The organism is Massilimicrobiota sp. An142 (assembly GCF_002160725.1).
Taxonomy (GTDB): domain Bacteria; phylum Bacillota_I; class Bacilli_A; order Erysipelotrichales; family Coprobacillaceae; genus Allocoprobacillus; species Allocoprobacillus merdigallinarum.
Window position 1 is genome coordinate 56,033 of record NZ_NFLD01000003.1, and the last position, 20,222, is coordinate 76,254.

Here is a 20,222-nt window from a genome sequence, read left to right on the forward strand (position 1 = left end):
ATCATTTTTATCATCAAAAAGCTTCTTTTAAAGAAAAGAATGACAAATTTTTTCATTGAAAAAGGCTTGATTCCATTCAAGCCTGATATTGTATTATCCTATTAAATCCATTTCTTTCATAACCTTATAAATACCATCTTGATCTGGATCAGTAAAGAAATATTTTCCTAACGCTTTTAAATTATCTGATGCTCCTTCATAAACAACACCTGTTTCGACTTCTTGAAGCATCTGATAATCATTCATACTATCACCAAAACCAATTGTATCTTTCATCTGACCATGAAAATGATTCACAACCTTTAAAATACCATCAGCTTTTGTACAATGTTTTAAAATAATTTCACCATTGATAAAATCATCATCTTCTTTTGAAAAAGTCACAATATTAAAGAATTCTTCTAAAAATGGTACACAGTCATAAAAACTTTGTTTATTTGGAGCAATAAAGCACACTTTTGTGACACCTGTCGTTAAAATATTAAAGTCTTTAATTGGCAAACGATTTTCACCCATACGTCTGAGTTGAAAAAAGCGCATTAATTCAAGATTGTTTTCACAATCTTTTTGATGTTTCTGATCAAAAAATTCATTCACACCTGGTGTCTGATATAAAGCTTTTTTTGTTTCTAATGTAAATAAAATATGATTATTAATGAATAAAGTCATGACTTCAGATAGAATATATTGATTCATAAAGTTTTCAAAAATATATTCTCCATCCACAATGACAAATCCTCCAGCACTACAAATAGCACCATCGAATTCAATATTTCGAATATCCCCAACAATAGACGTTGGAGCACGCCCTGTACAAAGAAAAGCACGATGTCCATTTTGTCTTGCATTTTGAATGGCCAACTTTGTTTTCTCTGTCACCATTTTAGATTTTCCTACTAATGTCCCATCAATATCAAAAAATAAAAATTTTCCCATTATTTTCACCACCGCATATTATTATACATCATTTTTCAACATCACATATAAAAATATCACTTTTTGAAAATAATTATGACAAAACTTCATCAATGAGTTGTGGCTTTCCAACAAATTCATCTGAAAAATCATAAGCATTGAAAATCTCAGTTTCAAGCTCCTGACTCAAACCCGTATTTGTATGAACTTCAACTAACACTTCACCTTTTTTTACAAAATCCCCTATTTTTTTATGAAGAACGAGACCGACACTATAATCAATGTCATCATCTGTTTTTTCACGTCCTCCACCTAATTTCATACTCACTATTCCTAAAGGCTTTGCTTTTAAATCTTTGACATATCCTGTTTTTTGACTATAAACAGGAATCACCTCTTTCGCTTTAGGAAACATTTCTGGATGTCTGATAAAGGCATCATCGCCACCTTGTGCTTTCACCATAGCACATAATGTACGAAGTGCTTTTTTACTTTCAATAGCATCTTCAAGCATTTTTCTTGCGGTAATGAGAGAATCAGTTTTTTGAGCCTGAATTAACATATGACTTCCGGCCTGCAAACAAAGCTCTAATAAATCTTCTGGTCCATGGCCATTTAAAGTATCAATAGCTTCTTTGACTTCCAGACTATTTCCAATAGCATAACCTAACGGCTGACTCATATTAGAAATGGTTGCTCTGGTATCTTTGCCAAGCGAATCACCAATTTCAATCATTGTACGTGCCAATTCTTTAGCTTCTTCAATTGTATTCATAAAGGCACCATCACCATATTTGACATCTAACAATATCGCATCACTGCCGGCCGCCAGTTTTTTTGACATGATAGATGATGCAATTAATGGAATACAGGAAACAGTTGCGGTAACATCACGTAAAGCATACATTTTTTTATCAGCCGGATCTAAATGACCACTCTGTCCAATAATCGCCAATCCACAATCATTAACCTGCTTCACAAAATCTTCTTCATCAATCATAATGTGAAGTCCTGGTATAGATTCTAATTTATCCAATGTCCCACCAGTATGTCCTAATCCTCTTCCACTCATTTTAGCTACAGGTACTCCACAGGCTGCCACAATCGGTCCTAAAACCAAAGATGTTTTATCACCAACACCGCCAGTGCTATGTTTATCAACTTTGATTCCTTGAATACGACTTAAATCAATGACATCACCACTATGCATCATCTCTTTGGTTAAAATAGCTGTTTCTTCTTTATCTAAGCCTTGAAAACAAACGGCCATCAGCCATGCACTCATCTGATAATCAGGTATATCACCTTTTGTATAACCTGCTACAATAAAGTGAATCTCTTCTGGAGTATGTTTGAATCCATCTTTTTTCTTTTCAATCAAATCAACCATTCGCATATTTTATTCCTCACTTTTCTTTTTTAAAAGATTACGAAATCTTATATCTCCATTATACACTCCCCAGATTGTGAATGCACTATTTATCCAAAAATCAATATGATTTAACATAACATCAAAAGCATATCCCCAGTTTGCTATAATACCACTTACTAAAATCAAATAAATGATCCACATCAAAACATATCCAAACTTTTTTCTTCTAAATATAAGATAATAAGCCAACCAATATCCATATGACAAATAATACATATTCGCAAATGGAGCCAAATGTTCTTCCAACATTAACCATCCTAAATCCCAGTGCCACGTAAAAGATATCCAAAATACACTAAGCATTGATACGATAAATAAAACCATATTCCATCTTTCATTGCGTTGCATCTTATGATAATCTTCTTTTAAAACTTGTGGAACAACTTCATGATGTTCTGTTTCATATTCTCCTAAGAAAAATTCACTTATAGTTATTCCTAATATTTCACATAAAGGGATATAAAGCGAAGCATCAGGAAGATGAATGCCCCTTTCCCATTTAGATACGGATTTATCTGTAACAGAAAGTTTTTCAGCCAATTGTTTTTGAGTCAATCCTTTTTTCTTACGACAAGTTGCTATGAATAAGCCTATTTTCTTTTGATCCATAATGATTCCTCCTGTCTTCATTATAACGAAAATGGATAAAAAGGACACCACGTAAAAGTAGAATCATAAAAAAAAGCAGTTCATCATTCCAATAAACTGCTTAAACTTTTCTATTTTCTTATTTTTTCAATTGAACAGGAATCCAAACCTCACTGTAGGCATAATGATCTTGATGTTCATCCATTTTTGTAAAAGAAAATGATAACGAATATGCCAGTTCATAATCAGAAGTTGGAAGCCACTTAGCATAAATGCTTGCCATTGTGTCTTGTAAAGTTGATGGGAATGGTCCTTCATTTGGAAATACTGCCCATGTCAGCGAAGGAACTGAAAGTTGATCAAATTGATCACTGATATCAACGCATGTCGTTAAGACACCAATCATATGTGTCAGTTGTCCTTTTTCTTCCAGAAAATCAGTATCAGAATCATAAGATACATTCACAATTTCATATGGTTCCATATTTTGTAGTCGATGCAACTCTCTTTTTTGTTCCTCTGTTATTTCACTTGCTAATTGTACAATTTCATTATTCACACCTTCAAATTGAAGTGATACACGTTTACTGACTCCTACAAAACGAAATGCTTCTTTTTGAACTATTTTATAATCCATATGTTTCCTCCTTGAATGATCATTGTTAAAACATTGTTACCTTCTTATGCAATAACTTCTCTTAAAAATAGAATATCATAAAAATGGAATAAAAAATAGAAAGTTCACTATTGATTTAAAAAGTTTACTACTATTGAATCACACAGCTATGAAAAATCTACATATGGATATATTTTAAATCAAAATAATCTCCATTTCCTTTTTATGATTCTTATTAATATACAAGCTCTTTATAAAGAAAATACAAAGTTTTATTCAAACTTTGTATCGACTTCAAAAATGCAATGTCCATTTAAATAATCTTTAACAGACATTCTTTTTTTACCTTCTAATTGTAATTCTGTAATCAGATAAACGCCATCATTCACTTTAACTCCAATAGCATCTTTAAAAATCTTGACAATCGTTCCATTATCCTGATGAGCATGATGTTTCATCGCATTTTCACATTGATGAACTTGTCCTGCCCAGATTTTAACAGTCTTTCCCTGATAAGTTGTATAACTTCCTGGCCATGGATTTGTTCCACGAACTTTATTATAAACTTGTCGAGCAGACATATTCCAGTCAAGACGTTCATCTTCTCTAGAAAGAGTGGGCGCATAAGTCACTAGATTTTCATCTTGAGGTATACGTTGATTTATTCCCTTTAAAATATCTGGTAATGTTTCTTTTAATAATTTGGCACCTAGATCACTTAAACGATCATATAAAATACCTACTGTATCTTCTTCTAAGATAGGTGTTTCTTTTTGGGCAATCATATCTCCAGCATCCATTTTTTTGACCATATACATAATTGTGACACCTGTTTTCTCTTGTCCATCAATAATAGCCTGATGTACTGGTGCACCCCCACGATATAATGGTAACAATGATGCATGAACATTAATACATCCTAAACGAGGAATATCCAAAACAGCCTGTGGTACAATCTGACCATATGCTGCTGTAATAATCAAATCAGGTTTTAAATCTGCAACTGCCTGGTAATCTTCTTTAATACGTGCAGGTTGAATAACAGGAATATCATATTTTAAAGCTTCTACTTTTACATCTGGCATTGTCAAAACTTTTTTTCTACCTACATAACGATCAGGCTGAGTGACAACACCAACAATATTGTAACCCTCTTCTATCAGCATTTTCAAAACAGCCAACGAAAATGATGCTGTTCCCATAAATACAATTCTTTCTCTCATTTCATTCACTCACTTTCACTATCTTATAATATTAGGCTATTTTTCCATTTTATACAATCTTTTTAATTCTTTTTTAAATCATTGACACATAGTTTTGTAAGACCATCTAGCATATATGGACTCACTTCTTTAATAGAGTAAAGCTCTGGCATATAATCTTCAGGAATAAATGATAAGAGTTTATTTCTAACTTCATTCATATCATTTGTCATAGGTGAGTACACAGCAATTGCTTCAGGTCCCATAATACATATTGAAGGTAATAATGATTTTGTCACAAGCTCTAACACACCTTCTTGTGTCCATGCCAGTTTTGCACATTCATCAGAAAATTGCATACGATGAATAAAATAACGGACTTCTCCTGCAACCCCATTTCTTCCTGTCACAATCTGACCATGAGAAATAATACCTTGTCCTCCTACACCAAAACCAAATGGTTGTGAGTGAAAGATAATATTTTGATATTCAGGATGTTCCAAAGAAAATCCCACAACTGCAGCATTAGCATTATTACATACTAAAACTTTAATTCCATATTTCTTTTCAAATTCATTTTTTATATCCAGAATTTTTTCATCAGGTGAATTTCTTAACTGTTGGTCATCTTTAACAATTCCTGGTGTTGCAATACCAATCATATCCACATATTGATGTTTTAATAAAACAGTATCAATAATATCATAAAGATCATAAACATTTAAAGAAGGTTTGATAATCATATTATGATCAATAATTTCACAATGATCACTCAAACGATAATAAATTCTTGTTTGTGCCTTATTATTAGAAATCACAATAGATAAAATACGATTTTCATATTCTATACAATGCGTATGATGTTTTTGCGCTTCCTGTGTTTTGTTAGTATAATACTCTTCAAGTTCATTTTGTAGAAATCTTAAAGCCCCTGGCGCATCATATGAAGCAAAAACAGTTGTGGGAATCTGAAGGACTAATTTATCTGTTAAACTTTCTTTTAAACGATTCAACATATAACCAATCTGTGGTGCAATCAAAACCACATCATATTTTTCAACTTCTTCATAAATACTTAAATAAGAAACAGCATCAAAATGATAATCCAATCTCAGCATTTGAGCCACATCATTTAAATTTTGAGCAAACATAGACGTTGTCAAACCAGATGAGCATGATAAAAGAACTTGTAAAGTTTTTTCATTTTTTAAGCCAACTAATGTTTCTACCATTTCATCATATAACTGTTTAGCATGATCTTCATCATTCAGCTCAAAATGAAGATAGAATTTCACTGAATCATCTTTTTTAGAAACAATAGAAAACTCTACAATTGTACTTTGTTCAATAACAGTAAAACGAATAGAAGCCTCTCCATAATCCGTAACTAATCTGATTAAAGATTCATTATCTTCTACAATCTGATAATCATCATTATATTGTTCTTTAATCCATGATTGAAAATCAAAATCCAATTCCTTTTTTTCCGTATCCATATATTTTCCTCACTTTGATATTTGTTAATCATATTGTATCATTCACCATTATCAAATAAAACCCTTAAATAAAAAAAGCAGAACAATGCTGGCATTGTTCTACATAAAACTTTCGTTTTTGTCCTTCTACTTATTATATGCATTTTTCGTATAAATAATCAACTATTTTTTTACAAATTCATAATGAGATACGAGTATATTGTCTTTAATAAAATAATCCCTATGTTTAATAAATCTGACATGAATTAAATCTTTTCATCTGTTAAATTCTTTTTCTTTTAAGACAGAACTCGTACAAACTTCATTAAATAAAAATAAAGTGGCTATAAAATCATGGATTACTGGATTCATAATTTTTTTTCGTCTAGAATTTTTACTGATGTTTGGTATTTTTGTTAATAAAAGCACTAATTCTTTGCTTGGTTCAATTATATTTTTTGTGTTATTGTATAAATGTGTGTGAGTATAGGGTTTTCTTAAAGTGTTTAATAAGCAATTATTATGAGCTGATGCATTTCTAATAAATTTTAAAGGCCATAACAAATGATTTATTGTTCTAGACTTATTTTCTGGATAAAGTTCGTAATATAATTCAAAAAGTTTAATAAAATCACCAAATAAAAGGACTTCTACAATGTTCCATATAGCCCAATTATTTTGGTATTTATGAATCAAATCAGCACATGCAGAATCATTCTTCTTATGATTTATATTTTGTTTAATATATGGATATTTTATAAAAAGTTTATCAATAATATGATATCCATCTTCTTTATCATTGTGAGTTAAATCATTAATTAATTTTACTTTTAAAAATGCTCTGTATCTAAAGATAGTTTGATAATATATTCCCTTAAATACATATCAAGTTTTGATAATTCCACTAAATATGCAAAATCTAAGTTAATATATACATTTTTTACTTCATTGTATTCAAAAGATTTAGCGAAAGATTTTAACTTAAAGTAATATGTATGGTGTGTCAAATATTGTATAGCAGATTGCTCATTGATAATATTAAACTTAATATTTTTACTCTTTAGATTTATAATTTGTTGTGAAACTGAACACTTTGTGCGCATGATTATTCACCTCCAAGTTATTTTAGCATTGTTTCATTAGATAATGTAAGTGAAAGAATTATATCATTCTTCAATAAAAATGAAATCCTATACCTTTACAAAACATAGAATTGACTTTTTCAATTGACTCAATTTATATATTTTAAACATCATATCATAAAAGCTGTTGACCATATATACTTTATCAACAGCCTAAAGTAGCATGAATTCATGCTATTTGATTTCATTCACTTTTTCTAAAACACGACTGGCATCCTCACCCTCTACAATTGTTGGCTGATAATTATTACGTGATGATACAGATGATATCATACATGGAATCACTTCATGTTCTTCTTGAACCAATTCGTTATTTTCAAATAAGAATGTATGCTGATAAATTATTGTATCTTTATCACTAGGATTTTTATTCCCACCAAAACAAAAATTCCCTAAACTATAAACAATCTTCTTACCCTTATATGTTTCAATTCCCTGTAAGACATGAGGATGAGAACCAATAATTAAATCTGCTCCAGCATCAATTGTCTGTTTAGCTAAACTGCGTTGTGATTCCATTGGCGCCTTATCACGTTCAATACCCCAATGATAATAAACAACCACAATATCACATTGAGCTTTTAAATCACTTATTGCTTTTTTCATTTCTGCAGTGAGTTCATATGGAAAAGCATAACCTAAAAATCCCACTTGAATTCCTTTCACATCAATCATACAACTTTCATCATAGCCAAAATGCCTGATTCCTTTTTCATCCAAAATTGCCTTAGTATCTGTCATACCTTGTTCAAAATGATCTTTAGAATGATTATTAGCTAATGTCACAGCCTCAATATCACCATCAGCCAATATATCAACATATTCAGGTTTCCCCTGAAAAACAAAAGTTTTCTCAGCATAATCTGGGCTTGTTGTGAGTGGACCTTCTAGATTGGCAATCGTTAAATCATCTTCTTCAAAAACATCTTTAACATTCTTGAGATAATAAGCACTATCTTGATTCTGCTTTTCATATTCCTGATCAAAAGATCCTTCATAACCCTGTCCAATATAATTTCCTAAAGTGATATCACCAACAAATGATAAAGTTATTTCTGTCTTCCTCACTTCTGGTTCTTGAATCTCTACTTGCTTTTCTTCATCAACTTGTGATGTCTGTTGTTGACTTTGACAAGCTGTCATCATCAAAATAGTTGTCAATGCCAAAAAATACTGTACTCTTTTTTTCATAACTCCCACTTATTCTTCCTCATAAAATTTTTGATAATATCTGATTCTTAATAAATCTAAAATCATCATTGTCTGATAGCTAAATTCCAAACCATCAAATGTTCCTAAAACATGAACAACATAATCAGGGCAGACATTTTCAAACTGGATATATTTTGTATTTTGAGTCACTAAAACAACATAAGCATCACATAGATGCTGATTGACCATTTTTTTCGCATTTTGTTCCATTGTACGTCCTGTTGCTGTGATAAAAATGACAACATCATCTTCAGAAAATGTAAAACGTTTATCAAAATGATGATATTCAACAACTTCCTTACCAAAAGTAATCAAATCCGTCTGAAAATCAACTGCAATACTGCTTGGATATAGTGCTCCCACAATAACAACTCTTTTTGCATGAAAAATCAAATCACAAATCTGATCAATGGTATGTAAAAACTCTTCTTTAGAAAATTTAATATTTAAATGTGATAAAAACTTATCTACAGAAGTATGTAACATTCTGGCGTTGATCTGGTCCAAACGAATTTGTTTATCAATGATAAGCTGTTGATGAAACTCTTCATAAGAATGAAATCCAAGATGATAAAAGAAGTCTTGCACTTCTTCTTGAGAACACTTTGATGATTTGATAAATTGTTCTAAATCATATTGACAGATTTCATTATAATGTTTAACCACAAAGCTACCAATACGATACATATGATCATCATTTAAGCAGCCATTTAAATATTTTAAAATACGTGATATTAATATTTCCATCCTTTCCACCCCTTTTTTCTATTATACAACAAAACAAGAATGAAAACTAATATTTCTCCCACTATAAAATAAATCAATCCATACAAAAAGAGGCACTCATGCCTCTAACATACACACTACTCTTATCTAAGATAACGAGTAATACTGTTATATTCATTCTCACTCATCTGATAAATACCATTGTAGGGTTCCTCTATATAATATTGATTATCTTTCTTATAAAGATAGATAAAGGTTATGTCACCATATTTTGAATGAAACTCAAGTCTAATCTTTTGACTAACATTGAAAGGAGTATTATTCATACTCTCTTGTTGAGTTTTCTTCCCTTTCAAGAGAGTAGCAATATCAGCTATTGCATCTTGATCGGTCAATTCCTGAATGGTCTTTTTTTGAATTAAAACGATACTTTTTATTTTTTTTAGTTGAGGAACCTCAATCTGATAAGTGGTTCTAGATATATACATTCCATATAAAATACCAATAATAAGCATTATAATTGCTGTTGCTTTCATTCTTTTTTTATAAATATGTACATGTTTTCTATTCATCTTTTAATCTTTGTATCATTTTCCACATAGCTTTTGCTGAATTAAAGTTTTCAGGAACGATATCTGAAGCTCCAATCTGAACATCAAACGTATCATTGATTTCAGCTACAATTTCTAAGATTGCAAATGAATCCAATTCACCATCATCAATCAATGTCTGACATTCTCTAAAATCAATATCACCATCAATTTCTTCTAATAATTCTAATAATTTTTCCATTTTCTTATTCTCCTTTGTAATTTAATATATTTGTTTCAAAACGACTACGTTGTAAACATAATCCATTCTGTTTTGAATAAAGATAAATACTTGGTAAATCACGACTTAAAAAGAGCGATATACCTTCACACATTGCATATGCACCTACTCGTTGAAATTCTAAAATATCTCCAATCTGCGGATTCTCTAAAGGTAAAGCCTTAACCAGATTATCATTGATTGTACACAAAGACCCGGACACATGACATTGAATAATTTGACCATTTCCTTTTTCTTTTTTGATTTGACGATAATGTGGAATTTTCATAGCCATCATCTGACCATAATATGTTATCTGATGCATCCCACCATCAACAATGCAATAGGGAACCTGATTGACTTTATAATCAACAATCTCGGTATAATATTGTCCACAATTAGCTGCAATAAATCTTCCTAATTCCAAAATAATCTGCCCTTGAAAATGAAGTCCCTCTAAAAGTTCTTTAAAACCTTGGAGAAGTTCAACTTCATCATAGACCTGACTTCCATGAAAATATTCCACATAGAAGCCCGGTCCAAACTCCAATTTTTTTGCAACATATCCATACTCTTTTTCTAATCGCTGTAAAAGTGTATCAACATATTTGAGTTCTTGTTCATACAGCTTTAATTTTTTTCTTTGAGTTCCTGAAAAATGTTGGATTCCAACAATTTCAACATGAGGATATTGTTGGCGAGATTCAATGAGATGACATATCTCTTTTTCTGACATACCAAACTGATTCCCTGTTGTTATTCTCAGTAATACTGGTACCTGACAATCTAGTTTTTTAGCTATTTCATGTATCATAGTAAACTGATGTACAGATTCACTTGTATAAACAAGACATTCACGATATGTCTTCATAACCTTTAAAATATCATCAGCGTTTTTATATACACCCGATAAGACAACTTTTTCCATAGGTATGCCTGCCCTTTTACAGATTTCAAATTCACCATGAGAACAGACTTCATAACAATCAATGATCCCCTCAATACTTTTAATCACAAAGGGATTAGCTTTCATAGCATAACATAACTGTATATTCTTTCCTAATATGCCTTGAATAAACTCTATTCTTTCTTGTAAAACATCTATGTCAAATACATATGCTGGTGTTGCTAAATCTGTGATAACATCCTGATACTGTGGTTTAAACATTGCAATCCTCCTTCATCATTGATTTTAATTTCTGTCTATCAATCTTTCCATTTTTTGTGAGAGGGAACCCATGAACCTTATAAAAAATATTAGGAATCATAAAGGCAGGTAATTCTTTTTTTAAAACACGTGTCAATTCACGACGTTCAATATCACCATCATAGAAAGCAATGATTTTATGATTTTCATAAAGGCAACAAGCTCTTTGAATCGTTTCAACATGTTGCATGGCCTTTTCGATTTCACCCAGCTCAATTCTATGTCCCATATGTTTAATCTGAAAATCTTTACGTGAGGCAAAACATAATTCACCTTGTTTGTTGTAATAACCTAAATCACCAGTACGATAAATGATTTCTCGATAATAAGGATTCAGAGGATTTTGACAAAAAGCCTGGTGTGTCTGTTGTGGATTGTTGTAGTATCCTAGACTGACGGCAGTTCCACTGACACATATTTCACCCAAGACATCTGGTATTATCACTTCCTGATTGTGTTCATCCAAAAGAAAGACTTTTTCATTTTGAAATGCTTTTCCAATAGGAATGACATCATCCTGATCCATTTGACTTATTATATGATAAGCACAATTACATGTGATTTCTGTTGGCCCATATAAATTAACATACATTGTATCTGGTAAATAAGACTGCCAGATACGAAGCTGTTTCATTGGCATGACTTCACCACTAAACATCACTTTAGATATCTTATGAGGTACTTTATATTCAAACCCTTTCAAAGTTGAAATAATGCAAACAGCTGATACAGCCCAAATAATTGTTGTGACTTCTCTTTCACATAAAAAATCTAACAATTGAGTTGGTATTGAAAAATATTGCCTTGGTATAATTTGCATAGTTGCTCCCGTTTTGATTGTTGAATAAATATCTTTGACGGAGACATCAAAATCCCAGGGAGCCTGATTCCCAATAACATCATTTTCATTAATATGAAATGTTTTGGTAAATGTTTCAATAAAATCAATCACACTACGATGTGCAACACATACACCTTTAGGAATACCGGTAGAACCTGATGTGAAAATTGTATATAACGGCATTGTATCCGTATGCTGACTCGCAATACTATCTAACTTTTTTAGATTAACATGTCCGTATAAATCTTCTAATAAGATAACATCACTTTCCATTTGTTTCTTTTTGAGTGCCTCTATATATTTTTGAGATGTCACTATCATTTTTGAATCTAACGTCTTCATAATATGATTTAATCTTGTTTGGGGTTGTTTCATATCCAGCAAAACATAAAATGCACCAGCATAAACGACACCAAAAAACAGACAAATCGTATCTACACTCTTTTCCATAAAAATAGGAACTGGCTGCCCTATTGAAATCTTTGAAGCCAATGCACTACCAATCTCCTGTGCTTTTCTGTATAGCTCTTCATATGTTATTGATTGATCTATATCTGCAAAAGCAACCTTATCAGGATATTTTCTGGCACTCTCTTTTAAATAATCTAAAACATTATACATTTTATATCTCCTGTTTCTCTATAATTTCTTTAACTTCTTTATAGTTATATCTTCTCTTCTTTCCTAAACGAATCTGCTCATCTGCCCATTTATATATTTTTTCATAAGCTGTCACTTCCTGTTGATAACGTTGAATTATCTTCTCATCATGTTGAGTATCTGATAAATGATACTTTTCATTCAATCGTTTTCCTAAATACATCGTTAGTTTCTTTTGACCATAAATATTCAAATGATTCTGATTATAAAAATCTGTCTGTGGATTTAAGCCAATCTCATCAACATAATCATCCATATCTATATACTCATAACCATATTGATGTATCAAAGCTTTTGCAGCGTTATTACGTTCACGTTCTGGTATCATTTTTTTTGAATAATAACGTGGCATATTGGTAAATAAAATATTTTTTAAACCATGATTTTGACAATAGTCTAATAACTCTTTGAGATGCAGTCCTGATAAACGATACATGGGTCTTTCTTGCGTATGTGTTTTAATAGGAATAGGAGATTTTTGTGGTGTAATTTGAGCTGTTCCTTGAATACCCATTGAAGATAAATGAATATCATCATGATGCGTTAATTCATCTATACTGGCATTGACATTATCTTTGAATTTTGCCCAATTAGAATGATATTTTAAAAATGGAACATAATAAGACAACCGATCATCTTCAGAAACCAGCTCTTGAATTGTCTTGATCTTATTTTGAGAATAAGGCATATTATCAATCCATGCTCTCAAAGATCCTTCCTTGCTTTCAAACTTATCATCATATAATATGCCATTAATATCAATAATAATCACTTTAGGATTTTGAGTCTTTAAAACTTCAATCAGCATTGATTTTGCAAGTCCCATAGGAGCACCATTTGTTCCAAGAGAATAACTCGTATACCCAAACTCTTTAAATGCTAGAGGAGCAGAATAATTCGTAAATGTTGTACTGGCTCCTATCATGACCATATCAAGACTATTGTTTTCTAACTTATAGAAATTTTTGACACGTACAGCATCAGAACTATATGCCTGACGACACATTACAAAATTCATCCCACAGACCAGACCTGCAATGAGGATTGTCATAATAAAGATTTTGAATTTCTGAAATTTTGTCATATAATTCCTCCTTAAAACTGCATATATACAAATTGTGTTTGATCATATCCTGGACCATACATGCCAAACAATAAAATAATGAGAAATGCAACAAGATAAAGTCCCCAGCGTATCCAGATAGACCTTTTTTCAATACGTTCACGAACACTCTTTTTCTCCTGAAGAATATCTACAATCAATAAAACAATCAACCCTATCAACAAAACAACATAATTTTTACCATTCAATCCAAATGAAACAAGCTCTTTTTTAATATCTAATGGAAATTCATAAAAATGAAAGCATTTAAGAAAAATACGCCATCCATCTGTAAGTGTCACTGCTCTAAAAATAATACATCCTACACAAGTTATCCAAAAGGTACGCAATATCTGAAAGAGCTGAAAGCTACGAGATTGAACAGATATATGTAGCTTTTGATTCAAATAATTCCAAACTGGTTTCATCAGTCCACTGATTGCTATTATGAATCCATAAAAGATTCCCCAGATAATATAATTCCATTGTGCTCCATGCCATACACCCACCAAAAAGAAGACTAGTAAATTTCCTAAAGCGATAGGTAAAGTTCGACCAATGTGTTTACCAAAACGCTTCTTTGCGAATTTTCCTATTTGTCTAACCCCGGGAGTCAATGAGAATGGATAAAAAACATAATCTTTCATCCAACTTCCCAATGACATATGCCATCTTCTCCAAAATTCTGAAACAGTCTTTGAGAAATAAGGACGACGAAAATTTTCTGCCATAGTCATTCCCATTGTCTGTGCACATCCACGTGCAATATCTATACAACCTGAAAAATCAGTATAATCCTGAATAGCATACATAAAGACTCCTAAAGCAACACCCATACCTGAGACATTCATATAATTTTCAAAGACAAAATCAGCTATAACTGCAGCTCTATCAGCAATAATCATTTTCTTAAAATAACCCCATAACATTAACTGTAAGCCAAATTTCAAATCACGATAACTTGCTTTTTTGGGTGCATAAAGTTGGGGAGCCAGATCTTTAAATCTACCAATAGGTCCCTGAAGAATTTGTGGAAAGAAAGACACAAATAAAGCCACTTTTGCCAAATTACGTTCTGGTTCAATTTTTCCCCAATAAACATCAATAACATAAGACATGGTCTGAAATGTATAGAAAGAAATTCCCAATGGTAGGATCAAATGAAGTGTTGGTATCTGACTTCCCAAAGACAATGTTTCTAATAAATGATTTATATTTTCTGAAAAGAAATTAAAATATTTTAAAAATAATAAGATTCCAAAATTCAATACTAATGTGAGAATCAGTACTCTTTTTCTTTTCAAATGACATTTCTTTTTATATTCTTTTGTTGATGTTTGACTCCTTTCCATCTGATATTGCTTGCCCATATACAGAGTGGCCATATAAGAACTCAGTGTCGTCAACAAAATAAATATCAAGAACTTCACACTTGCATAACAATAAAAAAAGTAACTGGAAAGCAGCAGAAAAATCCACTTCCACTTTGCGGGAACAAGAAAGCTTCCGACTAAAACAAATAAAAAAAACAATAAAAAAACCAATGTATTAAAAGCCATAAAATCATTCCTTATCAATCTTATTTTTCACTTCTTTTTTACAAAATTCATCATATAAAATTGTTATGAAATTACTATGGAAATTTTGTGTAATTCTTGTGTACTTTATAAAAGTTTCATTTCAAAAAAAGAAGTCAATCATAACGATTGGCTTCTTTTGATATATCAATATAACATCACTTTAATCAAATCATTTTTATATGTATTAACCTGTACGGCAAAGCTCAACATTTAAAAGCACTGTCCTAAAATGCCTAACAGCTCTTTTATTCCATAAGAATAGAAAAACAATCCTATTGGTTTACAAAGAATATTAATTATCATAAATTTTCTTGTTGACATACTGGTAAGACCAGCAATCATACATAATAAATCATCTGGAAAACCGGGCAGCAAAATGGCTAAAGAAAAAAAGATTTCAAATTTTTGACCTTTATCAAGCCATCCAATATATTTATCATATGTTTTTTGATCAGTGACTTTCAATATAAAATTTTGGCCATATTTTTTCACTAATCGAAAAACAATATAAGAACCAATAAGCAATCCTACATAATTATATAGAAAGCCTTCAACAGCTCCAAATACAATAACACCTATCCCACTACTGACACCACCAGGGATAATTGGAATAATGACCTGTACAATTTGAATAAGTATGAATATAACAGGTGCGATAACCCCTGTTCTTTTTAAATATAACTGTAGACTTTCTGGATGAGACAAATAATGGGATTGTCCCAAATAAACAAGAAATAGACATAATGCAACAGTTCCTGCTACTGTTAACCATTTCGTTGATTTTAAAGTCATACTTTCCACCTCAGTAAAAGTATAACCCCAAAAAAAGAATAAAATAATGTACAAATTCTTAATATTTTCTAAATATTTTGTATTTTGACTTATTTTTCTAATTAAAATAAATCAAAGCCGATCATGATTTAGACACACCCTTTACTTTTCATGAATCTTCTTACCTGAAATATGTTCAATTTCAATAGCAACCAGTTGAACACGATCAATGCTCTTTTTAATGACATATTCCACTTCTTCTACTGTTGGGAAATATTTTAAAGCTAATGTTCTCGTTTTATCTTCTGTGACTTGACGATCTTCAATCAATTTGGCACGCCCAAAGACAACACAAGAGGATACATAAAAAGCCCAATCTCCCTCTACCAGATAACCATCATCCCATGTTGTCAAACAGATTTTATCATTGTTTTTTATTGCATCAATCTTATGTCCAGCTTTTGCACTATGAAAATAAATTTTATTTTCATCTTCATCATAATAAAAATTAATAGGAATTGTATATGGATAACCATCATCTCCATGAACTGATAATGCTGCTCTTCTATTCTTTTTTAATAACTCTTTAGCTTCTTCTAAAGAAATCTCATTTTTCACTCTTCTCATGTTTCTAAACATAACAAAATCCTTCCTCTTTCATTATTCCTTTACTCTATTATAAAACAATTCTCTATCAATAGTAAAATGTTAAAAACATTAACAAAAAAATCAGACCTGTTAAATAAGTCTGATTCTTAATGATCTTCACTTTGACAAAGTCATCTCATCACCAAAAGAAATTCCCATCAGTTTGGCATTTTTGACAGTATCACCTTGTACATCAACATATTTTAATTTTCCAGCAGTTTCTTCTAATGGAATAGCATCAAGACGATGATTGACAAAAACAACCAGTTTTCCAAAATCCTTATTCATAATCAGTTTAGCACCTTCAATACCAAATAATGTTGATATTTCTCGATCATATGCACAAGGCTGTCCACCGCGTTGAGCATGTCCGGCACAAGATACACGTATCTCTTTATCAATATAATGTGATAACTTATTGGCGATTTCATAAACAACAGAATGTCCTTCTCGCGTTGCGACTTTCAATTTATAATGTTTCTTTGAAAGCAGTGATTCTTCTTTAGAAATAGCCCCTTCTGCACAGGCAATCACAATATGTTTTTTTCCTGCTTTCACTTTCTTTTCAATCTCTCCCGCAACAACTTCGATATCATAAGGAATTTCAGGCAATAGGATAATATCAGCACCAGCGGCAATCCCAGCTGATAAGCAGATATGTCCAACTTTATGTCCCATGATTTCCACAACAAACACACGGCTATGACTGGCAGCAGTTGTTTGAATTTCATCTAAATATCTTGTTGCGATGTCAATAGCTGACTGAAAACCAAATGTATAATCTGTTCCCCATGTATCATTATCAATGGTTTTAGGCAACCCAATAACATTCAATCCTTCCTGTGATAACAGATTGGCAGTTTTTAATGATCCATTACCACCAAGAATGGCTAAACAGTCTAATTTTAATTTTTGATATGTTTTTTTCATAGCAGCCACTTTATCAAAACCATTTTCAATCACACACATTTTTTTAAATGGACATCTTGAAGTCCCTAAAATGGTACCACCAAGATTCAATATATCTTCAAAATCTTCAGGTTTCATAATACGATAGTTTTCATACATAAGACCTTTATACCCATCTAAAAAACCAATAATTTCAATATCTTTTTTCTGTTGATAAAGTGTTTTAGCCAGTCCTCTCATTGTCGCATTTAAAGCCTGACAATCACCACCACTTGTTAAAATACCCACTCTCACAATATCATGACTCCTTTACATCAATTCCTTTTTTAAAAAAGTATTCCTGACTATTCATTGCAGTCTGTTTATTTTTAATACGTTTATAACTTCCATCTCCCAATAATTCACAAGCTTTCACATTATCATTCAACATAGTATTAAACATTGAACAAATGATATTTTGAATCTTTTTATCGAAAATAGGTGTCGCAACTTCAACACGGCTTTCTAGATTTCTTGTCATTAAATCAGCTGAAGAAATATAAACTTTTTTGTCTTCACCAGTTCCAAAAATATAAATACGTGAATGTTCCAGATAACGTCCTACAATAGAAATCACACGGATATTATCAGTATAACCTTCTACATGAGGAATAATACAACAAATTCCTCTGACAATCATATCAATCTTAACACCAGCCTGACTGGCTTCAATTAACTTATTAATCATTGTTTTTGATGTCACAGAATTACATTTAAATCCAACATAAGCTTCTTTACCTTCTTTAGCTAATGCAATTTGTTCATCAATATATTCACAGATTTTTGACAACATACAGTGTGGTGCCACCATCAAATGCTCTGTATGTGACATGGTTTCCCCTAAACTTAAATGATTAAAGACATCATTAATTTCTTCACCTAATTCATGATGATGTGTCATTAAAGATAAATCTGTATAAAGTTTAGCGGTATTTTCATTATAGTTTCCTGTTCCAATTTGTGAAACATATTGAACACCTTGACTATTTTTATAAGTAATTAAACAAAGTTTAGAATGAACTTTATAACCATCCAATCCATAGATCACACGACATCCAGCAGCTTCTAGACGTTTTGACCAGTCAATATTATTTTCTTCATCAAAACGCGCTCTTAATTCCACCAAAACAACAACTTCTTTTCCATTATCAGCTGCTCTAATCAAAGATTTAACAATCTTAGAATTTTTAGCGACACGATACAATGTCATCTTGATACTTGCAACATGTGGATCACGGCTGGCTTCATCTAATAGTCTTAAAAATGGTGACATGGATTCAAAAGGATACGCAAGTAAAATATCTTTTTTACTAATCTGTTTAATCATTGGCACAGCATTTTCAACCATTGGACTATTTCTTGGCTCTAATTTCTTATAAAATAACTGTGGATGTAACATACGTAAATGATCTCTTAATGTCCCAATAAAACCTAAATCTAAAGGAGCCTGTGATAAAAAGACCTGATTTTTCTTTAAATTCAAGAAGTTCATCAACATCATAATTTCCAAATCTTCCAATCCTTCTGAAATTTCCAAACGAATTGGACATAATTTACGACGTTGTTTAATCAAAGTTTCCATCATTTCACGATAATCATCATGTCCTTCCAAAGAATGATCATCTTCATCAATATCAGCACTTCTTGTCACACGAATAAAACCTTTATTTTTAATCGTATATTTACTAAAGACTTTAGATACAAAATGTAAAATAATATCTTCTACTAAAATAAACTGACCTTGCATACTTGGGACTGCCAACATTCTTTCATCAATAGCGTTACCACAAGAGACAATCCCCATTTTACGTTTTCCTTTTTTAGATTCTAACTGAACAATAATATATAACTCCTTATTATTTAAAAAAGGAAATGGCTGTCTTTTAGATACAACCTGTGGTGAAATCAAAGGTAAGATTTCTGAATCAAAATAGTTTTCAAAATATTTACGATCCTCTTTATTCTTTAATTGATGATATTTGACAATACCCCAACCATATTCTTTTAAATCATCCATAATACGTGTATAGATACGATCTTTTTTACGATTTAAAAAACCAACTCTTGTTAAACAGGCTTTTAATTGTTCTTCCCCTGTCATTTGTGTTTTATTATCTTTAGAAGATGGGTAAAATAACATTTGATCATATAATGTTCCAATGCGCACCATAAAAAATTCATCCATATTGGATTGAAAGATAGATACAAAGTTTAACTGTTCTCCTAAAGGTACTTTTTTATCCTTTGCCTGCATTAAAACACGGTCGTTGAATTTTAACCATGATAATTCTCTATTTTCTCTACAACCTCTCATAATTTCCTCCTTATATATGTCAATAAAAAAATA

Annotated in this window: 19 protein-coding genes; all 19 read right to left on the bottom strand. The window is 31.2% G+C overall.

Annotated features, from left to right (window positions below; genetic code table 11):
* Positions 1-93: 93 nt before the first annotated feature.
* The 19 genes from B5E87_RS02145 to ppk1 all read right to left on the bottom strand — a co-directional run bounded on the left by B5E87_RS02145 (position 94) and on the right by ppk1 (position 20,189).
* Complete coding sequence (locus B5E87_RS02145) at positions 94-936, bottom strand: Cof-type HAD-IIB family hydrolase (RefSeq protein WP_087243302.1); 843 nt, start codon at positions 934-936, stop codon at positions 94-96.
* A gap of 73 nt (positions 937-1,009) precedes the next feature.
* On the bottom strand, positions 1,010-2,311 hold the full coding sequence (locus B5E87_RS02150; RefSeq protein WP_087243303.1) for a pyrimidine-nucleoside phosphorylase: 1,302 nt from the start codon (positions 2,309-2,311) through the stop codon (positions 1,010-1,012).
* Between the two features lie 3 nt (positions 2,312-2,314).
* Entirely contained in the window at positions 2,315-2,956 is a 642-nt protein-coding gene (locus B5E87_RS02155; RefSeq protein ID WP_087243304.1) for a helix-turn-helix domain-containing protein, read from the bottom strand.
* A gap of 118 nt (positions 2,957-3,074) precedes the next feature.
* Positions 3,075-3,572, bottom strand: a complete 498-nt coding sequence (locus B5E87_RS02160) for a GyrI-like domain-containing protein (RefSeq protein ID WP_087243305.1) — start codon at positions 3,570-3,572, stop codon at positions 3,075-3,077.
* Between the two features lie 251 nt (positions 3,573-3,823).
* Positions 3,824-4,774, bottom strand: a complete 951-nt coding sequence (fmt, locus tag B5E87_RS02165) for a methionyl-tRNA formyltransferase (protein WP_087243306.1) — start codon at positions 4,772-4,774, stop codon at positions 3,824-3,826.
* Positions 4,775-4,836: 62 nt separating this feature from the next.
* The gene (locus B5E87_RS02170; protein ID WP_087243307.1) at positions 4,837-6,249 is read right to left on the bottom strand and encodes an ROK family protein; all 1,413 of its coding nucleotides are present in this window, start codon (positions 6,247-6,249) and stop codon (positions 4,837-4,839) included.
* 255 nt (positions 6,250-6,504) lie between these two features.
* Positions 6,505-7,098 (bottom strand): Abi family protein, encoded by a 594-nt coding sequence (locus B5E87_RS15665; protein ID WP_087243308.1) that lies wholly within the window; start codon positions 7,096-7,098, stop codon positions 6,505-6,507.
* Between the two features lie 446 nt (positions 7,099-7,544).
* Entirely contained in the window at positions 7,545-8,561 is a 1,017-nt protein-coding gene (locus tag B5E87_RS02185) for a CapA family protein (RefSeq protein WP_087243362.1), read from the bottom strand.
* Between the two features lie 9 nt (positions 8,562-8,570).
* Positions 8,571-9,329, bottom strand: coding sequence for a MurR/RpiR family transcriptional regulator (locus B5E87_RS02190; RefSeq protein ID WP_087243310.1), 759 nt, complete (start codon positions 9,327-9,329; stop codon positions 8,571-8,573).
* A 122-nt stretch (positions 9,330-9,451) separates the two neighbouring features.
* Complete coding sequence (locus B5E87_RS02195) at positions 9,452-9,844, bottom strand: DUF5301 domain-containing protein (protein WP_158095524.1); 393 nt, start codon at positions 9,842-9,844, stop codon at positions 9,452-9,454.
* Between the two features lie 28 nt (positions 9,845-9,872).
* The gene (locus B5E87_RS02200; protein ID WP_087243312.1) at positions 9,873-10,100 is read right to left on the bottom strand and encodes a phosphopantetheine-binding protein; all 228 of its coding nucleotides are present in this window, start codon (positions 10,098-10,100) and stop codon (positions 9,873-9,875) included.
* A 4-nt stretch (positions 10,101-10,104) separates the two neighbouring features.
* Positions 10,105-11,286, bottom strand: a complete 1,182-nt coding sequence (locus tag B5E87_RS02205) for a diaminopimelate decarboxylase family protein (RefSeq protein ID WP_087243313.1) — start codon at positions 11,284-11,286, stop codon at positions 10,105-10,107.
* Positions 11,279-12,787, bottom strand: a complete 1,509-nt coding sequence (locus B5E87_RS02210; protein WP_087243314.1) for an amino acid adenylation domain-containing protein — start codon at positions 12,785-12,787, stop codon at positions 11,279-11,281. Before B5E87_RS02210 ends, B5E87_RS02205 begins: the two co-directional genes overlap by 8 nt.
* Before the next feature lies 1 nt (position 12,788).
* Positions 12,789-13,910, bottom strand: coding sequence for a hypothetical protein (locus B5E87_RS02215; RefSeq protein ID WP_087243315.1), 1,122 nt, complete (start codon positions 13,908-13,910; stop codon positions 12,789-12,791).
* A gap of 11 nt (positions 13,911-13,921) precedes the next feature.
* A complete protein-coding gene (locus B5E87_RS02220; RefSeq protein WP_158095525.1) occupies positions 13,922-15,298 on the bottom strand; it encodes an MBOAT family O-acyltransferase in 1,377 nt (458 codons plus the stop codon).
* Positions 15,299-15,718: 420 nt separating this feature from the next.
* Entirely contained in the window at positions 15,719-16,300 is a 582-nt protein-coding gene (locus B5E87_RS02225) for a TVP38/TMEM64 family protein (RefSeq protein WP_087243317.1), read from the bottom strand.
* A gap of 141 nt (positions 16,301-16,441) precedes the next feature.
* Entirely contained in the window at positions 16,442-16,918 is a 477-nt protein-coding gene (locus B5E87_RS02230; RefSeq protein ID WP_087243318.1) for a pyridoxamine 5'-phosphate oxidase family protein, read from the bottom strand.
* 126 nt (positions 16,919-17,044) lie between these two features.
* A complete protein-coding gene (locus tag B5E87_RS02235; RefSeq protein ID WP_087243319.1) occupies positions 17,045-18,130 on the bottom strand; it encodes a 6-phosphofructokinase in 1,086 nt (361 codons plus the stop codon).
* 4 nt (positions 18,131-18,134) lie between these two features.
* Positions 18,135-20,189, bottom strand: a complete 2,055-nt coding sequence (ppk1, locus tag B5E87_RS02240; protein WP_087243320.1) for a polyphosphate kinase 1 — start codon at positions 20,187-20,189, stop codon at positions 18,135-18,137.
* Between the last annotated feature and the right edge of the window lie 33 nt (positions 20,190-20,222).

What these genes read in the sequence shown, in the direction of transcription:
- B5E87_RS02200 (WP_087243312.1), bottom strand. Translation starts at nt 10,100, where the DNA reads ATGGAAAAATTATTAGAATTATTAGAAGAAATTGATGGTGATATTGAT.
- B5E87_RS02225 (WP_087243317.1), bottom strand. Translation starts at nt 16,300, where the DNA reads ATGACTTTAAAATCAACGAAATGGTTAACAGTAGCAGGAACTGTTGCA.
- B5E87_RS02155 (WP_087243304.1), bottom strand. Translation starts at nt 2,956, where the DNA reads ATGGATCAAAAGAAAATAGGCTTATTCATAGCAACTTGTCGTAAGAAA.
- B5E87_RS02150 (WP_087243303.1), bottom strand. Translation starts at nt 2,311, where the DNA reads ATGCGAATGGTTGATTTGATTGAAAAGAAAAAAGATGGATTCAAACAT.
- B5E87_RS02170 (WP_087243307.1), bottom strand. Translation starts at nt 6,249, where the DNA reads ATGGATACGGAAAAAAAGGAATTGGATTTTGATTTTCAATCATGGATT.
- B5E87_RS02205 (WP_087243313.1), bottom strand. Translation starts at nt 11,286, where the DNA reads ATGTTTAAACCACAGTATCAGGATGTTATCACAGATTTAGCAACACCA.
- B5E87_RS02215 (WP_087243315.1), bottom strand. Translation starts at nt 13,910, where the DNA reads ATGACAAAATTTCAGAAATTCAAAATCTTTATTATGACAATCCTCATT.
- B5E87_RS02160 (WP_087243305.1), bottom strand. Translation starts at nt 3,572, where the DNA reads ATGGATTATAAAATAGTTCAAAAAGAAGCATTTCGTTTTGTAGGAGTC.
- B5E87_RS02195 (WP_158095524.1), bottom strand. Translation starts at nt 9,844, where the DNA reads ATGAAAGCAACAGCAATTATAATGCTTATTATTGGTATTTTATATGGA.
- B5E87_RS02185 (WP_087243362.1), bottom strand. Translation starts at nt 8,561, where the DNA reads ATGAAAAAAAGAGTACAGTATTTTTTGGCATTGACAACTATTTTGATG.
- B5E87_RS02220 (WP_158095525.1), bottom strand. Translation starts at nt 15,298, where the DNA reads ATGGGCAAGCAATATCAGATGGAAAGGAGTCAAACATCAACAAAAGAA.
- B5E87_RS02210 (WP_087243314.1), bottom strand. Translation starts at nt 12,787, where the DNA reads ATGTATAATGTTTTAGATTATTTAAAAGAGAGTGCCAGAAAATATCCT.
- ppk1 (WP_087243320.1), bottom strand. Translation starts at nt 20,189, where the DNA reads ATGAGAGGTTGTAGAGAAAATAGAGAATTATCATGGTTAAAATTCAAC.
- B5E87_RS02190 (WP_087243310.1), bottom strand. Translation starts at nt 9,329, where the DNA reads ATGGAAATATTAATATCACGTATTTTAAAATATTTAAATGGCTGCTTA.
- B5E87_RS02230 (WP_087243318.1), bottom strand. Translation starts at nt 16,918, where the DNA reads ATGTTTAGAAACATGAGAAGAGTGAAAAATGAGATTTCTTTAGAAGAA.
- B5E87_RS02145 (WP_087243302.1), bottom strand. Translation starts at nt 936, where the DNA reads ATGGGAAAATTTTTATTTTTTGATATTGATGGGACATTAGTAGGAAAA.
- fmt (WP_087243306.1), bottom strand. Translation starts at nt 4,774, where the DNA reads ATGAGAGAAAGAATTGTATTTATGGGAACAGCATCATTTTCGTTGGCT.